Origin of the sequence: Pedobacter nutrimenti, assembly GCF_003208655.1 — a bacterium.
GTDB lineage: Bacteria > Bacteroidota > Bacteroidia > Sphingobacteriales > Sphingobacteriaceae > Pedobacter > Pedobacter nutrimenti.
On record NZ_QKLU01000004.1, the window covers coordinates 469,093 to 487,444 of the forward strand.

Genomic DNA, 18,352 nt, shown 5'->3' on the forward strand with positions numbered 1-18,352 from the left:
CGTATTATTTTTTTGCCCTTTCTGTTAAAACTTCGTTCTTGAAAATGGGTCTGAGGGTAAAAGAGTAGTTATAATTCTGATATGGGATCCGGTAGGCCGCATGGGTCTGTGCGCCCCAGCTGTTGTCACCGCCAACGCCCATTTGTTTGTCGTCAATATTCCACCAGATCAGGTCCTGGTTGGTCATTGAACCACCATGAACATTCTCGGGGGCATCTTTATTAAAGTCCAGGTTTTTCATATCAAAATGTAAAATTCCTGTGCTGAGTTCTTTTTTAGCAATGGCCATTAAACCCTCCCCCTGCTTGTTGAGCAGGGATACCCAGCGCACACCCGTGCGGTAACCGCTTTCCTGAGCTCTGGGATAGGGATAAAATAAGGCATCGGCCGGCATGGAATAAACATCTACATCGGCCGCATAATTTCTGTCCTGGTAATTGTCAAAAGGCCCTCTTCCCAGCCAGCTGGCCTGGTCATATTCCGGGTTGAGCAACATTCGCATGCCGATGCGCTGCGGTTCCGGTAATTTATCCTTCCCTGCTTTCAGGCTGTAATCCACCTGTACATCACCATTGGCCCTTACGGTATACAAGGTGGTGATTTCTGCAGCTACTACTGGAAGCTCATGGACAACTTCTATAACAACGCTGTCCGCAGCAATACCAGATGGTTTAAAAGATTTCAATATGGCCCCTTTAAATGCATTTTGCCAGACTTTACTTCTGATTTGAAGACTGTTACCAATGTCGTTGTCTGTTGCTGCCCTCCAGAAATGTGGCTCCAGCGCTTCTTTAATGAGTTTTTTTCCGGAAATTGAATAGTCATCCAACAAGCCTGTTTTTTTATTGAAGCCAATGCCCACTTTGGAAGTCCGCAAACCAAGGTGGTCCTCCTTATCGCTGATGACCAGTTTTTCTGTACTTTTTTCATGCTCCCCGACCAGCGGAAGATACAGCGGCAGTTTAAACTGTTCTCTGGCCAGCACAAAATTTTGTTCCAGCAACGCCGAACTTTCTTTGGTGTACATTTCCAGGGTCAGGAAATACTCTGCTCCCGGTTTCAGTACCAGTTCCCGGACAGGAATCCGCAGCGCCTTCGAACTTTGAGCAGGAACGGAAAGATTTGAAATTTCCCCGCGTTGCAAAACCACTCCATCGCTTTTAATCAACCACCGGAAACCATAGGCAGATAGGTCTGTAAAGTCGAACCTGTTCAAGAGGTTAAGGCTATAGTTTTTTAGGTCCGTTGCCACAAATGCAACATTCTGATAAACCCGCTGCAATTCATAGGCCTGGGGATGAAAACTGCGGTCTGCAGAAAGCAAACCGTCTGCGCAGAAACTGGTATCACTGGTTAAGCCAACCGTTCCCATATCCCTTCCATAAGCCCAGATGTTGTTCCCTTTACGGTCTTTACGGGCAAATGTCTGATCGGAGAAATCCCAGATAAAACCGCCCTGTAATTGCGGGTGTTTATAGATCAGGTCCCAATCATCTTTCAGGTTGCCCCCGCTATTGCCCATCATATGTGCGTATTCACATTGGATCAATGGTCTTTTTTTCCAGCTTTTCACATAGTTTTCCATCACCGTGATGGATTTATACATCGGGCAGTAAATGTCCGAATACTGTTCCAGTTTAGCGGCTTCATATTGTACCGGCCGGCTTTGGTCTTTCCCTTTCAACCAATCGTAACAGGCCATCAGGTTGCTTCCAAAACCACTTTCATTGCCCAGTGACCAGGTGATGATACAGGTAAAGTTCTTATCTCTTTCCCACATGCGTTGCACCCGGTCCAGGTAGGCTTTTTTCCATTCCGGTTTAACCGACAAAGTCCCCATGTCGGTCAGGCTCATGCCATCACATTCTATATTGGCTTCATCGACTACATATAAACCGTACTGGTCACAGAGCTCATACCAACGTTCCCCGTTTGGATAATGGCTTGCCCTTACGGCATTAATGTTCATCATTTTCATGATTTTAATATCCGCCAGCATGTCCTGTTCGGTAATCACCTTACCGGTAAGCATATTGTGCTCATGGCGGTTCACCCCTTTAATTTTTATGGCCTTTCCATTGATCAGAAACAAACCGTCTTTTACTTCTGCAGTTCTGAAGCCCGCTTTACGGTGAATGCTTTCTATCACTTTACCCCTTGCATCCAGATGGCTTATTTTCAAATCATACAAATTAGGGTGTTCTGCATTCCAGCTAAACACATCGGGTATAGCTGCCGAAAACCGGAGCTGCTGTGTGGTTATTTTTTGCAACGAATGGTAAACGGTTTTACCTGATGGATCGGTTAGTTCTATTTTCAGTGTTCCTGCATTACCGGGGGCCGGGGCCTTGTTAAATTTGGTATCCAGCTCAAACAACCCGTTTTTATAGGCCTGGTCCAGTCCGGCTTTAACTTTAAAATCGGCCAGATGAAAAAGGGGTCGGGCGATAAGAAAAATACTCCGCTCGGTCCCGCTGAGTTTCCACATGTCCTGACCTTCCAGATAAGTGGCATCACTAAAGCGGAACACCTGCATGGAAACGGTATTTTTTCCTTTTTTTAGTGCCCTGGTGATGTCAAATTCTGTTGGTGTTTTACTGTCTTTGCTAAAGCCCATCAGCTGGCCATTGATCCAGAGATAAAAAAAGGAATTTACAGCGCCCAGGTGAATAAACACCTGCTTGCCGCTCCAGGAAGGATCCAACACAAAATCCTTTTGATAAGAGCCCACGGGATTATAATCTTTTGGTACAAAGGGTGGGTTTGGTGGAATAGGGTACTCTACGTCTGTAAAAATATACTTGTCGTAACCTTCGGTTTGCCAGTGGGCGGGTACTTTAATCTGTCCCCAGTTTTTTGTCTGTTCAGGTTTCTTAAAAAAATCTAAAGAACGTAAAGCAGGATTCTGTACAATTTTAAATCTCCAGGTTCCATCCAGAGACTGTTTTAAAGCCTGCTCGGGCATAAACCAGGCATGCGGCTGTACCACATTGGAAGAAGGCAAAGCCGGGTTTTCCCAATCGGGCTGCTGCTGTGCACAAAGCAGTAACGGACAAACAAAAAAAAAGCAGCAGGAAATAAATTTATATAAGTTCATGGGCATAAAATAAAGGCAGGCCATTGGATCATGACCTGCCTGTTGATCATCCGGGACTTGAAATTATTGCACCTCCGGGTTGTTGTTTACTTCTTTAAGGGGAGTAGGATAAAAGGCTTTGTCGGGACTGAATTTTCTTCCCGCAGCCTGCATATTATCGTTTAAAAGTCCCCAGCGCCTCAGGTCATAAAAACGGCTGCCTTCGAGGGTAAATTCCATTACCCTTTCATGTACAATCTGGTTAAAAATGGTTTGTTTATTGCCTGAAGGTGCATCCGGCAAGCCAGCCCTTTTACGGACTTTATTGATATAGGTAGAGGCATCGGGACTGCCCTGTTCATTTAAAACCTCCGCATACATCAGCAGGACGTCTGCATAACGCATTAAGGGAACATTAATGGCATTGGATACCCCAATACGGCTGGAGTTGGCCGGAATCCATTTACGAAATGCAATGGTCTGGGCACCGGCACCAAAGATGTTGTCATAAGTATCTCCGTAAACCTGCGGACTTGCGGGATCATTAAAATACGGATCATTAAAATAAATGCTCTGGTAAACCCGGGCATCATATTTACCACCACTAGCCACCTTTCCTTCTTTAAGCATCTCTGTCAGCAGGCGCTGTGTACCGTAAACCTCCCCGTAACCACCCAGTTCAGAAGCCGCAACCCAGTCGCTCAGGTAAGAGCGGTAAACTGCGCCATTGGTGTTATCAGCTGATTGCTGCAATTCAAAAACCGATTCAGGACTGTTTTTGGTTACCCCGTTAAACATCTCCAGGAAATTCGGGTCCAGGCTGTATTGTGCTGAAGTGATTACTTTTTCCAGCCAGCTTTTTGAGGTTCCGTAATAGGTTGCATTTTTGTCCTCTCCTGCCCGGTACAGGTACACTTTCCCCAGATAAGCCTGGGCGGCACCCTGCGTAATGCGCCCCAGTTCTGTATTTGGCCTGGCAGACCTTAAAGGAAGGTCCGGTTCTGCTTCTGTCAGGTCTTTGAGGATAAAATCGTACACTTCTGCCCTGCTGGAAAAGCCTTTGGGTATATCGGCATCTGAGGTAGGCACTTTGTCCCGGATGATCACTCTACTGAAATTGTTCAGCAGTTTAAAGTGGTAATAAGCCCTCAGGAATTTTGCTTCTGCAAGAATCTGTTTTTTACTGGCATCGTCAATGGCCGACGGGGACATTTTAACTATATTTTCAATCACCTGGTTGGAAAAGTTGATGCCCTTATAGTTTTCACGCCACAACAGGTCAATTGCATAATTGCCCGAGGTAAAGGAAAAATTGTAATGTTCTGTCCACCACGGATAATTGAAAGCATCTGATCCGGGAACAATATAATCTTCACGGTAAAATTCACGTACCGACCTGGCCTCCACATAATTGTCCCAGCCCACAAAACCTTCCAGTTGCGAATAAGCAGCTGACAAACCCGAAAGGGCCCGGTCTTTATTTGTCCAGAAGTTATCGACAGTCAGTTTATCCGGGATCCCCTGCTCCAGTTCACTTTTTTTGCAGCCTGTTGCCAGCAGCAGCAGGCATAATCCGATATATAGTTTATTTAAGTTCATTTGTTGATTTTTATTTGGTTAAAAGGTCAGTTGAAGACCCACAAGCACCCTTTTGTTCTGAGGGTACATCATGCGGTCCACACCGGTGTTCAGTACATTGCTCACACCAGCCTCCGGATCAAGTCCGGTATACTTGGTAAAGGTTAACAGGTTTTGCCCGCTGAGGTATAGCCGCAACCTGGAAACTTTTATTTTTTCCAGTACTTTTACCGGAAAAGTATAACCCAGCTGTACCAATTTTAACCTTAAGTAAGCCCCGTTTTCCAGAAAACGGGTAGACTCCCTTGAGTTTCCGTTTGGATCGCCCAATACGGCACGCGGCATACTGGTATTGGTATTCTGCGGTGTCCAGGCATTTAAAGTTGTGTTTAAATAATTCCGTCCGGCATCCATTCCTTCCAGTTCAAAACGGTTCCCGTTATAAATTTTACTACCCGCAATGCCCTGCCAAAACAGGGAGAGATCAAAATTTTTAAACGTTACGGCCATGTTTAAACTGTATTCATATTTTGGAAAACCCGATCCCTGGTACGTTTTATCTTTTTCATCAATAACGCCATCGCCATTGGTATCCAGAAAACGGACATCTCCTGCCTTTGCAAACGGCTGTAAAGGATTGCCCGCTGCATTTTTATAATTGCTGGCTTCGGCATCAGACTGGAACAGGCCTGCAGCCTGGTACAGGTAGAATGCACCGATTTCCCCGCCTACTATGGTCTGGCCTGGGATATGATCGGTTCCATATCTTAACCCATCGCCATCTAAAATCTGGCCATCATTGGCCAGCCGGAGCACCTTGTTTCTCAGGATACTGAAGGTACCCCCCAGATCAAAATGCCAGTCGTTCTTTGAAAATTTATAATTGGCTTCCAGCTCAAATCCCCGGTTGGATACCTTACCCACATTCAGTGTCGGGTCCAGAAGCCCGGCAGAAGGAGCTATAGCTTTTTTAATCAGTAAACCATCGGTGATGTTGTCAAAATAGTTTAGGGAACCGGTCAGGGAATTGTTGAAAAGGCCAAAATCCAAACCAATATTTTTGGACTTTACCGTCTCCCAGCGCAGGTCCCTGTTTTGCAGCTCGTAACTGGCAGAACCTGGCCATGGAGTCGCCCCGGAGCCCTGCACATAGCCCCCTGCCCAGGTATTCGAAGTCGTGATCAAAGCCTGATGATCGTAGTACTTCAGGTTACCTTCATTTCCAAGCTCACCATAACTTGCCCTTAATTTCAGGTTGTTCAGCCATTGCAGGTCCTGCATAAAGCTTTCTTTACTGATGTTCCAGCCTGCGGCCACAGAAGGGAATACCCCGTATCTTCTGTTTTCGCCAAAAATGGAAGATCCATCCCTTCTGACCGCAACCTGTAACAAGTACTTATTGTCATAAGCATAGCTTAACCTGCCCAGAGTAGACAAACGGACATATTTATTATTGGATCCATTGGCATTAATGGTACCACCAATACCTGCATAAATGGTATTGAAATTCGGGTCTGTAAAACCGCCGGGAACTTCTGTTTCAACAATTTTACCGTTTACAACACTCCTGATAATGGTTTTCCCTTCAGCTGTTGCACTTAAATAGCGGTTGGTTTTTTCCTGGGCCGTATAACCGGCAACCAGCTTAAAACTGTGTTTATCAATATCCAGGTCGTAGTTCAACAAATGCTCCATCAGGCGTTCCCTGTAATTGGTGAGCTGGTTAAAAACCCTCGGATAAGATACGGCCGGATCATTGGCATTTGCACGGTAAGGCGGGTTATGCGAGTAATCTTCTGTTTGTGAAGAGATATAACCCAGGTTGGCCGTATAACTTAAACCTTTATACAGCTTCAGGCCAATTTTTATGTTTCCTGACAGGTATTTCACTTTTGAATTGGCCTCCAAAAAATGGTCTGCCGCAATGGGGTTCTGAAATTTCGGGAGCCCGTTTTCTGTTAAAGCGTAACCATATTTTTCTTTAGGGTCCAGAACGGCCAGCAAAGGGCTTTGAAAATAACTGTCTCTAATATCAAATTTTGCAGCTTCAGAAAAGGTTTCAGAATACAAAATGTTACTTCCAACGGTCAGTATACCTTTGGTAAAATCGTTTCTTGACCTGATGGATTTTTTATTGAATTTAGAACCTATAAAAGTTCCTTTATCATCTGTAAGGTCCCCGCTTAATGCATAGGTCAGGTAATCCCCGCCGCCGCTTAAACCGACATTATAGTTCTGGGAAATCCCCTGCCTGTTGATCAGTTTTTGCCAGTCGGTATTGTTTGGGCTGCTTTTGGTCAGGTAGGCTGGAAAATCTGCGGGTAATTTACCCGCGTTGGTATACATTTGTGTATGAACTTGTTTATAGCCATCGGCATCCAGAAAATGAAATTTTTTGGTCGGGTTTACCCAACTGTAATAAGTGGAAAAATCAACAAGTGGTGTCCCCTTTTTTCCTTTTTTTGTGGTGATCAGGATCACTCCGTTGGCACTCTGGGAGCCATAAATAGAAGCGGCGGCCCCATCTTTTAAAACTTCTATAGAGGCAATATCATTATTGCTCAAATAATAAGGATTTCCCGGGACACCATCAATCACATATAAAGGCTGATGGTTTCCAATGGTACTGATCCCTCTTAAACGCACATCGGAAACCTGTCCGGGATTCCCTCCCGGGCTGCTGACAGATAAACCTGCTACACGGCCTTGTAAGGCATTGATTGGGTTATTGGAAGCCACCTGTTCCAATTTTTCACCACTCACAGAACTGATGGCGCTGGTCAGGTTACTTTTCTTTTGGGTTCCGTAGCCGATCACCACGACCTCATCGAGTCCTTTCATGTCCATGATCATTTTCACGATCAGCTCTTTGCCCGGCACTGCCTGCAGCTCCTGGGTTTTAAAACTTACTGCTGAAAATACAAGGATGTCGGTTTCAACTGCCCTGATGCTGAAGCGGCCGTCTGCAGCGGAACTGGTTCCGGTGGCAGCGCCTTTCACCTTAATGCTTATTCCGGCTAAAGGCTGATCAATTTCGTTTAACACCTGTCCTTTAATGATGCCCCCCTGGGCAAAGGCATTACTGTTCATTAAAGCCATGAGGAGCAGGAACAGCAAATGGACAGGCCATCGTAGATTTTTAATCATAATATTTGGTTTGAAGTTTAATTGGTTACTCAAACCTAATATTAGCGTCTGCAAAAAGCGAGTACCAGGGCCCCTACATCGAACACCTGCTACCCCTACATGACCTCTACAAGACGCATTTTAAGCCTCCAGGGCCCTGTTTAAAAGGATTTCAAAAAGTCGTTCAGGTTATCACTGGAGTTCAGCGCAAAGTGTTTACGAAGCCGGTAACGGGCCATTTCCGCCGATTTAACAGAGATGTTGTTCAGCGAGGCGATTTCTTTGATCGATAAATTGAGCCGGATTTGGGCACACAAGCGCCTTTCATTTTGGGTCAGTGAAGGAAATTGCCGCTGAAGGTTATAAAAGAAATCCTGGTACTTGGATTCGATCTGCAGGTTAAAATCTTCCACATATTTTTCCATATTGATCTCGTACCTGAATTTATGAAGCAGTTTATGCAGTTTGACCTGGATTTCTCCGGCGCCGGATTTATCCAATACACTGAGTTCTTCCATAAAATTGCTGATCAACCCGTTTCTATGGGACATGTACAACGCATAATTTTTCAACTCAGTGTTGTTGAATTCAAGTTTATTGCTCAGTGCCTGTTGTTTCAGTTCGGCCAGTTCGGCGTTCTTTTTTTGCCGGCTCCTGAGTTTTGTATATAAAAGAAAACCGATAATAACCAGTAAAACAACAATAATAGCCAGGGTATTCCGCTGGTAAGATTTCAGCACTTTTTCAAGGGACAACGCTTTGATCTGTCTTTCCTTTTCCTGCGCTTCCCTTTTCATGGTCAGGGTCAGCAGGGCGTTGACTTTATTTTTGGAAAGGAACTCTTCCCGGATGGCATTGTATTTCTGGATGTTTTCGTAAGCTGCTTTGTAATTGCCCCTCAGCTGGTCCAGCTGGGAAGAAACTTTATAATTGTCCAACAGGTTTTCCTTTTTTGAATTCGATGTCGATTGGTCAATATATTTTCTTGCCGCATCCAGGGAAAGCTGTGCCTGGTCATATCGTCCAAGTTTCAACATGGAAAAGGCCATCTGGTTGTGTACCTCAGCAAGGGACAGGACTTGTCCGGTAGAATACTTCAGGGCCAGCTGAAAATAATTGATGGCCTGGTTATATTGTTCTATGTTGTTGCTGCTGATTCCAAGGTTATCATAAGCCGCACTCATCAGGGCCCGGTTATGATGCTGTTCTGCCAGATGGAGGACCTTTTCAAAATAGCCTGAAGCTTTTACAAATTCATTTTTTAACTGCCAGCTCAATCCAATCCCGTTCAGGGAAACGGCCGCCTTGTTTTCATTTCCGGCTTTATGGTATAAATCATAGGCCATACTATGGTATTTTAAGGCAAGCTCTGCATTTTCTACATCGTAATAGATCCAGCCCAGTAAGGTATAGGTTGCCGCAATCTGCTCTCCGGACCCCTTTTCTTTATAAATTTCCAGGGTATTAAAGGCGTATTCCAGCGCCAGATCGTAAATGTCATTGTACAGGTAACCCTCGGCCAGGATCACCATTGCTTCTGCCTGCTGCTCTTTTAATTTGTTTTCATAAGCCAGAAGATAGGCCTGGTAAGCGTAGGCAATGGCCTGATTGGTTGAATCGCGGTTTAAGCTTTTTGCCTTTTTATTCAGCGCTTTTATTTTTTCCGTTACAGGTTCTTCCGCCGGCCTGGCACAAACCTTAAAAAGTGGTATAAAACAGGTTATACAAATTAAAGACACCCAGGCTAAACACTTTATTTTAAAGCTGGTGCCTCTTCCTACTACATTCAGCATATTTGGTTATTAGAACTTGTGCAGGCTTCTTCTGCCCCACACAAGCGGAATAAATATAGGAATGTTCAGGCAATTACATGGAAAAATTTACTTTACCAGTACTCATGTCATAAACCGCCCCTACAATTAGAATTCCTCCCTGGTCTTCCATCTCTTTTAAAATCGGGCTGTTTTCCCGGATCCGGGCCACACTGAGTTTTACGTTCTGTTCACATACATGATGCACATATTTTGCGTTGGAGGATGTTTTTTCTCCCGGAAAGTTTTCACTCGAAAGTACTGCCGGTTTTATTTTAGTCAGCAAGGAGGTAATATTACCAAGTTTGACATCGTCTATTGCAGATTTAATCGCCCCGCAGTGCTCGTGCCCAAGAACAACGATGACCTTAGAACCGGATACTTTACAGGCATACTCCAGACTGCCCAGAATGTCTTCATTTACAATATTACCGGCAACGCGCGCAACAAAAATATCCCCCATCCCAAGATGAAAAACATCTTCCACCGGAACCCTGGAATCCAGGCAAGACAAGACCACGGCCAGCGGGTACTGTCCCAGGGAAGCCAACCGGATGCGTTCGGAATTGTTCCGCACCGTCAAAATACTTTCTAAAAATTGCAGATTGCCTTTTTTAAGAATTTCCAAGACAGTTTCCGGCGCCATAGCTGCCTGCTGTTGGGCGGTAAGCAGCTTTCCGGAAATCACTTTATCCGCATCAATCTTCAGGGCACCATCGCCCCCCTGCTCCTGCTCTGCTTTATTTTTCTTTCTGCCTTTACCAATAAAAAGAATGATCATTATCATCAGGGAAAGGGCCAGTAAAAGTTCAGAGCTATTCATCAATATACATACTTTTAACCACCAGTTCCTGGCTTGGGTTAATAATGGTACAGTGATAGTTTAACCAGTTTTTATGACAATAGCTGATGATGACCTGTTCAGGCTCCAGGTCAATATCCGGTAAGCGGTCCAATATGCTGTACAATTGATTGAATTCTTTTTCCACATCAACATTATCCGGAAGGATCAATTGTATTTCTCCTCTTCCTTCAAAGAGTTTTACCATTGTCCATCCCGATCCTTTTAAATGTTTTTTCAGGTTTTGAAAAAGCTGTTCCTTGTATTCGTGCATGCCGACTAAATTAGTAATTCTTCAAAACTAAACGTCAATCCTGCTCAAATTATTTCCCCTATAAATACCTAATAACTTTGCTTCCCTGATACCGGTTTGACTATTTATTGGAGGGCAAAGCCTCAAAGTCATCCAGAAAATCATAAATAGTTTGCATTTTGCTATGGATCATATAGGCAATAACATAACGGTCAAAATGCGCTGAAGATCTTTTAAACAGGGCCATAATTTGCTTTGCTTCTTCCATCAATTTGAGCAGCTGTTTTTTTATAGAACGATGCGTGCGTCCTGTCTTCTCGGGCTCCTCCACTATACCTTCAAAAATAATATCTGTTAAGGACTTGTATGCATCTTCTATACCGGGCTCGGCCTCTTCTATCAAATTGATGGTCGTGTTGCCACAGACATGCAGCATCCAGCCAAAACGGTTTAAACTATGCGAGAGATTTTTTTTCATACCGGACACATTGTCTCATTAGATTTTAATAGCCTTGTCCGGCAGCGCTCTTGTGAGCTAAATAGTAGGAATGTCTGAACAAAATAGAATAGAAATCTTTCCATTGCAGGGTTAAGGCGGGGATTAATCATCTTAAACTGAACAAGAATACTAAATTATGTTCAGCCTCACTTTGTTCAAAACATTCATTTTAAATGTTTGTTCTGAAACAATATCAAAAAATGGCCCTGATAAAAATGTCTTATTTAATGGTAAACCTACCAAAGCAAAACGACTAATTTCAAACATAGAGTAAGAGAGGTTAAATTTGGGGAGTAATGTAGAAATTTTTTTATTAGAATGAACCATGCTTTCCATAGAATTGCAAACAAAAAAAGCCGGGAAGTTCCAAAGGGACTGCCCGGCATTACTATGTAAAAAGGAAACTGGATTTTATTTATTATTGATCACTTGTATCCTGAGCGATTGTTCGGCGGCACCAGGGTTTAATAACCCGGTTGCCATTACCGTATAATATTTTCCGGCAGTTAACGCTGTTCCCGCCAAAGTAGCTTTTACAGCTCCTGTATTCTGATCGGCGATGTCTAAAGAATAAGTATTGGCATCAACCGGAATAAAAGAGCTGACCTGTTTGTAAAATTGATTGTCCACTAATTTATTTCCACCGGTAACTTTAAGATTTAAAGATGGTGCATCAGGAGATAAATTCGCAAAACGCACAAATGCCTGTGTACTGGAAGTTGCGGTCATGGCATCGGTAACCTGTATTCCATCCAATGCCCCGGTGCGTCCAATTAGAAAAAAAGAAAACGTATTACTTCCGGTTAAAGTTATGTTTTTTGTAAAAAGATTATCTGTACTGGAAGCTGTGGTAAACTTGACATCATAACTCCCACCTGCAAGTTGCATGTAAGGAATAATTGCCCCGCCCAAAGGTAAGGCTGCATTGTTTTTTAACGTCCCCCCTACATACACATTAAAGGTGCCCACCGTTGGTGAAGCATTAACAACAGTCAGAAAGCCAATGCCGGGATCTGTCGTATCGTCTTTTTTACTGCATGAGCTCCAAAGCAGGCTAAAACACAACAGGGCAAAAACTAAAAGTCCGGGCATTGGACTTCCGGATTTTTTTTTGGTAAAAGTGGTCATGATTATGATAATTTAAAGGTTAAAATTCAGTATCCTGCAATACCTGATTTTCCCACAAAAAAGGGCCATTAAACCTTTTTAACAGGGTTTTTGGTAACAGCAATACAAATATTGCCTTTAGATTGGAAAGCCTTTGTTAAAAAATGTTAAGCCCTCGTTAAAGTATGTTAAGGACTGTTAAAATACGTTAAGAAAGAAAAACAAATGTCTTTTAAAGTTTATGTTCTTCCTGGTAATCGTCGAGAAAATCGAATATAACCTGCAGCTTCACCTGAATAATACCGGCAGTAGAATAACGTTCCATATTGATGTTTTTAAAAAATGTCATGACTTCGTTTGCTTCTTCCATTAGCTTAAGCAATTCTTTTTTTATAAGCTCATGTGTTTCTTTGGCCAGCTCTGGTTCATCCAGAATCTGCTGAAAAATCAAATCTGTAAGGCTTTTGTACGCAGATTCAATTTCGTGGCCGGCATTGGGGATGGCGCAGGAGCCCATACTTCCCGAAACATGGAGCATCCATGCAAAACGATTGATACTGTAGGCAAGTTCTTTACTCATAACAAAGACTTCTTTTAAATTTCGCAGACCGGGTTCTTTATGAAACAGAACCCGAATTTACATATCCATGTCTTTGTTTAGAATAATCATTTTATTCATTCTTAGGAGTTACCTGAATAATAATTCTGTACAAAACCTTTAGCAGAAAATTAAATAGAAAGTCATCTGGAAAGATCAGCCATAAAACAATTTATGGTATGCGGATGTCTTTTCTTTTTTCTAAAAGCTGGGTGATTAGTCTTTGTATATGTTTGCGTAAAACATCTTCACTTTTCAGTCTGCACAGATATCTTAAAACTTCTTTTTTCCTGGAAGGTGTGAGGCTTTCAAAGGCTTTTGTCAAATTATGGGCCTTTAACTGTTCTGTCATTAAAGCGGGTGCAGGATAATCGGCCTCATCTGTATTTTCAGCCTGTTCAATTACAAAAACAGCCGATTGCCCCACAGCTGTTTTGGCCCCCTTCATCATGATCAGATTTACAAACAATCGGTAAGGCGCATTTTTTACAGGAACCAGGCTTTTCGTAAAATAAAAACCGTTAACCGTTCCTTTAATTCTGATGTATCCTTTTTCTGCCAGGAGCCGGACAGAAATTTCGGCAGGGACATCAACACACCAGTTGATGCCTGTCTGATAAATCACTGCGCTAAATTTATGCTCCATATTTCAAAGCTACTCCTAAAGCTTAAAAATCCAAGAGAAAAATAGGCAAAAAAACAGGAGCCTCAAAGGGCTCCTCAGTTTAGGCAAAAAGTTTTTGTATGCTCATTTCTGCATAGCCCGCACTTGCTGTCATTCCCTTACCACCAATACAAGTCCGGATGTGGATACAGTTTTCCAAATCATATTCCAGAATGTGCTTTTCAGGATGCTGTGGATAATAGCCTGCCCAGTTACTGGCAATTTTACGGACATCGAAATTGACGATCCTTTCGGCTTCTCGCAGCATCAGCTCATTAATGTAACTGTTCAGGTTAAAACCTAGGTCATCAAAATGATTGACACCGGCGTACTCATGGGAATCGCCTATAATGATACTGCCATCAGGTGCCATTTTAAACAATAAATGAATGCCGTAGTTTTTAAGTTCCGTATAATGTTCCGGATGTTTAATATGTTTAAAAGAAGGGCAATATTCTTCAAAACTTTCGTATCGTCTAATGGTTAATCCTGTCAGGACGTTCCCTTCCAAAGCGATGTCCTTCATTGGTGCAGTTCTCATCATTTGTAGTTTACTGATTTCCTGACCACTGTTTTTAAACAAATCGGGGAACAGGAGTTTAAATTCGTAACCATTACAAATGATGACCTTTTTGGCTTGGAATTTTTCATTTCGGGCCGTACGGATTTCTGCATCCCCGCCACCTGAAAAACAGTCAATTACAGGATTGTTGTACATCAGTCTGAATTGCTTAAATTTTACCTGCATATAGGCCTGTAGTTTATGGATCATGACCTCAGGTTCAACACTGATTTCCCTGTTAAAAAACAAAGCTTCTTTTACATAACTTTCCTTTAAAGCTGTGTACTTGTTCAACACTTGTTTTTTACTTAATAGTTTCTGTTCATAACCCAAGGTATTGTAATGATCATGAAGTTCCTGTATAAGGGTCTGTTCCTGCTCATCTGAAGCAATGTAAACGCTCCCCAGGTTTCTTGCTGAAATATCGTACTCTTTTTGAATCTCCTTGTAAATTTCCAGCGACCGCACTCCGTAACCAAACCATTCATGCGCCATTCCCGAGGGAACAACCTGACCGAAATTACGAACGGTAGCGCCAACCGGATAGTTATCTTTTTCCAGCAGTAAAACCCTTTTTCCAAGTTTCAAAGCATGATAGGCATGAAAGGTTCCTAAGATTCCGCCGCCTACAACAATCAAGTCAAATTTATCCATTGTGTCTTTTGTTCTTATAAAATATTTTAATATTCTGCTGCCACCACCAGGTTATGATTTTCAGCCGCATTGTTTTTTTTTCTTTTTTCTGAAAGTGTCTTTTGCCGGAAATAAACGAGCGATAAAAAGGCACAAATACTGCCCAGGACAGAAACCGTATACACCGTCTGTTTAAAAAAAACACCCCAGCTCAGTTCAAACGTATTCAATTCCTTAAACATCAGGACCCCGGCACTCCCAAGATAGCCCATAGAATCGGCAACATAAATAATGAAGCCTATGTTTCCTTTAAAATGAAAATTAGCAATCATCCGCTCAAAAAATATGGCATTGTAAGGAATGTAAGCCATATAAAGCCCCATTCCGACCAGGCACATCCAGGCAACCGGAGAGATCAGCCCCTGGTCAAAAGCAAATGTCGAAATGCCACAAAGTACACAACCACTAATGATCATTACATGGATCACCGTAAAGGCTTTCAGGTTATTTCTAATCAGGATCAACAAACTGATCAGTGCCAGAATTGCAACAGAAATAATCAGGTCAATTTTTGTATAAATATGATTGTCCCTGATGTGCAGGTAATGCCATATTTCCACTTCAAAATTGTCACGCATATCCCTAAGTAGGGTTAGCAAAACATAAATCACCAGGGTCAGGACAATTCCCGGGAAAAAGCTCAGGATAAATTTTTTCCGCTGTTTTGCATCCATAGGCACCCGTTTGGTACGCAGGAGCTGGTCTTCAGGGCTTGGCGCTGGCACCAATTCCAGACAGTACACGCTGAGCAGAAAAGGCAGCATAAACAATAAGCCGGTACAAAAGGGCATCCAGAACTCGTTGACAGGCAAAATACCCATCATTGTCCTGGCCACAGTTTTAACAAATCCAGAGGCAAAAATCAGGCTGATGGATAATAAAGCGCCCATAAATTCTGTGCTTTTGCGGCCCTCCAGATAGCTGAACACCAATCCCCAGATCATTCCAAGCGGAAAACCATTGATCAGCATAAAAGCAATGTTCCAGGGCGCAGGTACTACAGCAAAAGCTAAAAGTGCCGTCCAGGCAATTAGAATCAGCCGGATCAGATAAACCGGCCTCTTTTTAGAGGAGGATTCTGCAATAAACCGTATGCCATAAAATTTACTTAAGGTATAACCGATCATCTGGGTAATGACCAGCCATACTTTATAGTCTATTCCTAAAAGATGACTGCCTTCAAATGTTCCGGCAGCAAATGCCTTACGAAAGGCATACATACTGGTGTAACAGCTAAAGGCTGCAATGGCAGCAAAGACAGACATCCAGCCATATGGCCATTGGTGTACACGTTTTCTGGCAGACTCCAACAAATTCATCTCAGTACTATGAAGTGATAATAGGAATCAGTTCCGACATATGGTCTATAATATGCGTCGGATGGTAAAGTGCCAGCTCCTCCGCTTTGAAGGCCCCGGTTGTAATTCCGATAACATATTTGCAACCCGCATTAATGCCTTCATTCACATCAACTTCTGTATCTCCAATTTTGGCAATGTCTTCACTGCGCGAGACAGACAACTCGCTCATCATTTTGTGGATCATATCCGGATAAGGACGGCCCCTTTCCACATCATCACTTGCAACCAGAATATCTATACGTTCTGCCCAGTCCAGACGTTCGATGATCAGTTCGGCAATATCTCTTGAAAATCCGGTATTGAGTCCTATTTTAATTCCTCTTTTGCGGAGCTCTTTAAAAGTCTCTTCCACATCCGGCAATGCAATTACCGGAGATCCCTGATAAAAGCGGATCATGTTGCTGATAAATACAGCATGTATTTCCTCAATGAAAACATCTGTTAACTTTTCAGGGCCGGCATTTAATTTTTCCAGCATCATCCGGATCGCAACTGGTTTCTTATAACCCATCATTGGATTGATCTCTTCCAGGTCCAGCGCATAGCCAAAGTTGCGCATCGCTAACTGAAAGGCCAGGCTAACGTGATTTTCATCGCTCACGGTGGTCCCTGCCATATCAAAAACAACTAATTTTATTGACATCTTTTGTTTCGTTTATATTTTTCCTTTAAGTGCAGAGGCACTGTGCATCGACACAATTTTAAGCACCTCTCTAATTGTATAGCAAAACTAAACTTTGTTTATTATGAGTATACTACCTCAATATTAAGTTTTTGTAAACCCGATAAAAACAGCATGTAAATTCAAGTCGAATGATCGGGCCTTAACATATATAGAAGCATGTTTTTTAACTATTATTAATTTTAAACCCAATGGATAAAAAAAATAAATTAACTTAGCGGAATAAATTTAACCCGCACATTAACGCATCTATGAAAAAAACAATTCTGTTTTCAGCGCTCTTGATCAGCACCTTATTATCTTGTAAAAAAAGCTTACCGGAAGACGAACCACCTCCTGTACTTCCTCCTGTTAAACTGGAATACTCTAACCTGAGTGTGGAACAGCACAAACAAAGTCTTGAACAAAACGGCACAGATCTTCTTAAAAAGATCAATACCTTACCCGATGAGAAATTCATTAAAGCATTGTCCAACTTATCAAACCTGGAGCCTTTTATGCTGCAAAACTCCATTACTGCTAAACAGGTCATGTCGGTTAACAGTGCTGCACAGGCAAAAAACATGAGTGCACTTTTTGCAGCAGTGACCACAGTGGCCACAAAAGAAGGCCTGAGTAAGTACTATGGTATTTTTACCTGGGACAAAACCAATAAAAAATGGGTAAAAACAGAGTCAACCACCAAACTGGAAGTTGTGTATCCTGCTTCTGCGGCAAGTACCACCAACAATGCTAAACTAACCATGAGTTATACAGCAGCAGCTCAAACAGCAACTGTAGACGGTAAAGTTTACGAACTCCCTTCGGCCCTTACTGCATCCTTAAAAGTCGATGACAAAGAAGAAATGAAACTGACTTCTGTTTTTGAATATAGGGCAGATGGTAGTCCTTCCAAATCGGATATCAATTTGACCATGGGCGCATTCATTTTTAAAGTCAATGTGAGCAGCACGACAGAATCTGCAGCCTCGACCATTTCCTTTGCAAAAGGAACAGAAGAACTGTTTAGCTTTATCACAACTGGAAAAGGCGCTTTCAATATTTCCAATGTAGACGGAGCAGAGCGTATTGGCGATGTACTCAAAAATGCGAATTCGACTTTCAACATTATGAACATTCAATTGGCGGGACAAGTGGATCTTAAAGCAATTGACGATGTAAAAAGGACTTTGGTAAACAGTAATGGAAAAGAAAGAAACGATAAAACCATAGAAGCGATCAATAAGTATTCCAGCATACATGCCATTTATAAGAAAGAAAATGCCATCATTGCGAAAATAGATTTTGCAGCAAGGGAAGAAACAACAACTTATACCTACTGGGATTATTATGAAAACAAATACATCACCTATTCCCTTACAGACTATTACCAGGAGCCTCGTATGACATTTAAAGACAATTCCAAATTGAGCTTCAATACCTTTTTCAATTCAGGATTCAGTAAACTGATCAGTGACATTGATATTTATAAAGGACGCTTTTAGTCAAAAAGAGTTAAAAT

14 protein-coding genes are annotated in these 18,352 nt (G+C 42.4%); 1 reads left to right on the forward strand and 13 read right to left on the reverse strand.

Annotated elements, in window-relative coordinates; genetic code table 11:
• Positions 1–4: 4 nt before the first annotated feature.
• From B0O44_RS13595 to B0O44_RS13660, 13 genes are all read right to left on the reverse strand, one after another.
• Positions 5–3,097, reverse strand: coding sequence for a glycoside hydrolase family 2 TIM barrel-domain containing protein (locus tag B0O44_RS13595; protein WP_110831964.1), 3,093 nt, complete (start codon positions 3,095–3,097; stop codon positions 5–7).
• A gap of 63 nt (positions 3,098–3,160) precedes the next feature.
• Positions 3,161–4,675, reverse strand: a complete 1,515-nt coding sequence (locus tag B0O44_RS13600) for a RagB/SusD family nutrient uptake outer membrane protein (protein ID WP_110831427.1) — start codon at positions 4,673–4,675, stop codon at positions 3,161–3,163.
• Positions 4,676–4,693: 18 nt separating this feature from the next.
• Positions 4,694–7,801: a SusC/RagA family TonB-linked outer membrane protein gene (locus B0O44_RS13605; protein WP_110831429.1), complete on the reverse strand. Its 3,108-nt coding sequence runs from the start codon at positions 7,799–7,801 to the stop codon at positions 4,694–4,696.
• Between the two features lie 140 nt (positions 7,802–7,941).
• Positions 7,942–9,573, reverse strand: a complete 1,632-nt coding sequence (locus B0O44_RS13610; protein WP_110831431.1) for a tetratricopeptide repeat protein — start codon at positions 9,571–9,573, stop codon at positions 7,942–7,944.
• 73 nt (positions 9,574–9,646) lie between these two features.
• Complete coding sequence (locus B0O44_RS13615) at positions 9,647–10,414, reverse strand: carbonic anhydrase family protein (RefSeq protein ID WP_110831433.1); 768 nt, start codon at positions 10,412–10,414, stop codon at positions 9,647–9,649.
• Entirely contained in the window at positions 10,407–10,706 is a 300-nt protein-coding gene (locus B0O44_RS13620) for a hypothetical protein (protein WP_110831436.1), read from the reverse strand. Before B0O44_RS13620 ends, B0O44_RS13615 begins: the two co-directional genes overlap by 8 nt.
• A gap of 100 nt (positions 10,707–10,806) precedes the next feature.
• Positions 10,807–11,163, reverse strand: coding sequence for a hypothetical protein (locus B0O44_RS13625; RefSeq protein WP_110831438.1), 357 nt, complete (start codon positions 11,161–11,163; stop codon positions 10,807–10,809).
• Between the two features lie 432 nt (positions 11,164–11,595).
• Positions 11,596–12,312 carry a DUF4397 domain-containing protein gene (locus tag B0O44_RS13635; protein WP_110831443.1) on the reverse strand — a complete coding sequence of 239 codons (717 nt, stop codon included), beginning with the start codon at positions 12,310–12,312 and terminating at the stop codon, positions 11,596–11,598.
• A 211-nt stretch (positions 12,313–12,523) separates the two neighbouring features.
• The gene (locus B0O44_RS13640; protein ID WP_110831445.1) at positions 12,524–12,871 is read right to left on the reverse strand and encodes a hypothetical protein; all 348 of its coding nucleotides are present in this window, start codon (positions 12,869–12,871) and stop codon (positions 12,524–12,526) included.
• A 190-nt stretch (positions 12,872–13,061) separates the two neighbouring features.
• The gene (locus B0O44_RS13645; RefSeq protein ID WP_110831447.1) at positions 13,062–13,535 is read right to left on the reverse strand and encodes a DUF1905 domain-containing protein; all 474 of its coding nucleotides are present in this window, start codon (positions 13,533–13,535) and stop codon (positions 13,062–13,064) included.
• Positions 13,536–13,614: 79 nt separating this feature from the next.
• The gene (locus B0O44_RS13650) at positions 13,615–14,769 is read right to left on the reverse strand and encodes a TIGR03364 family FAD-dependent oxidoreductase (RefSeq protein WP_110831449.1); all 1,155 of its coding nucleotides are present in this window, start codon (positions 14,767–14,769) and stop codon (positions 13,615–13,617) included.
• Between the two features lie 26 nt (positions 14,770–14,795).
• The gene (locus B0O44_RS13655; protein ID WP_211321375.1) at positions 14,796–16,127 is read right to left on the reverse strand and encodes a DUF5690 family protein; all 1,332 of its coding nucleotides are present in this window, start codon (positions 16,125–16,127) and stop codon (positions 14,796–14,798) included.
• A gap of 7 nt (positions 16,128–16,134) precedes the next feature.
• Complete coding sequence (locus tag B0O44_RS13660; protein WP_110831451.1) at positions 16,135–16,812, reverse strand: HAD-IA family hydrolase; 678 nt, start codon at positions 16,810–16,812, stop codon at positions 16,135–16,137.
• A 290-nt stretch (positions 16,813–17,102) separates the two neighbouring features.
• On the opposite strand from B0O44_RS13660, the gene B0O44_RS13665 reads away from it, so the two are divergent.
• Positions 17,103–18,335, forward strand: coding sequence for a hypothetical protein (locus B0O44_RS13665; protein ID WP_110831453.1), 1,233 nt, complete (start codon positions 17,103–17,105; stop codon positions 18,333–18,335).
• Positions 18,336–18,352: the final 17 nt, after the last annotated feature.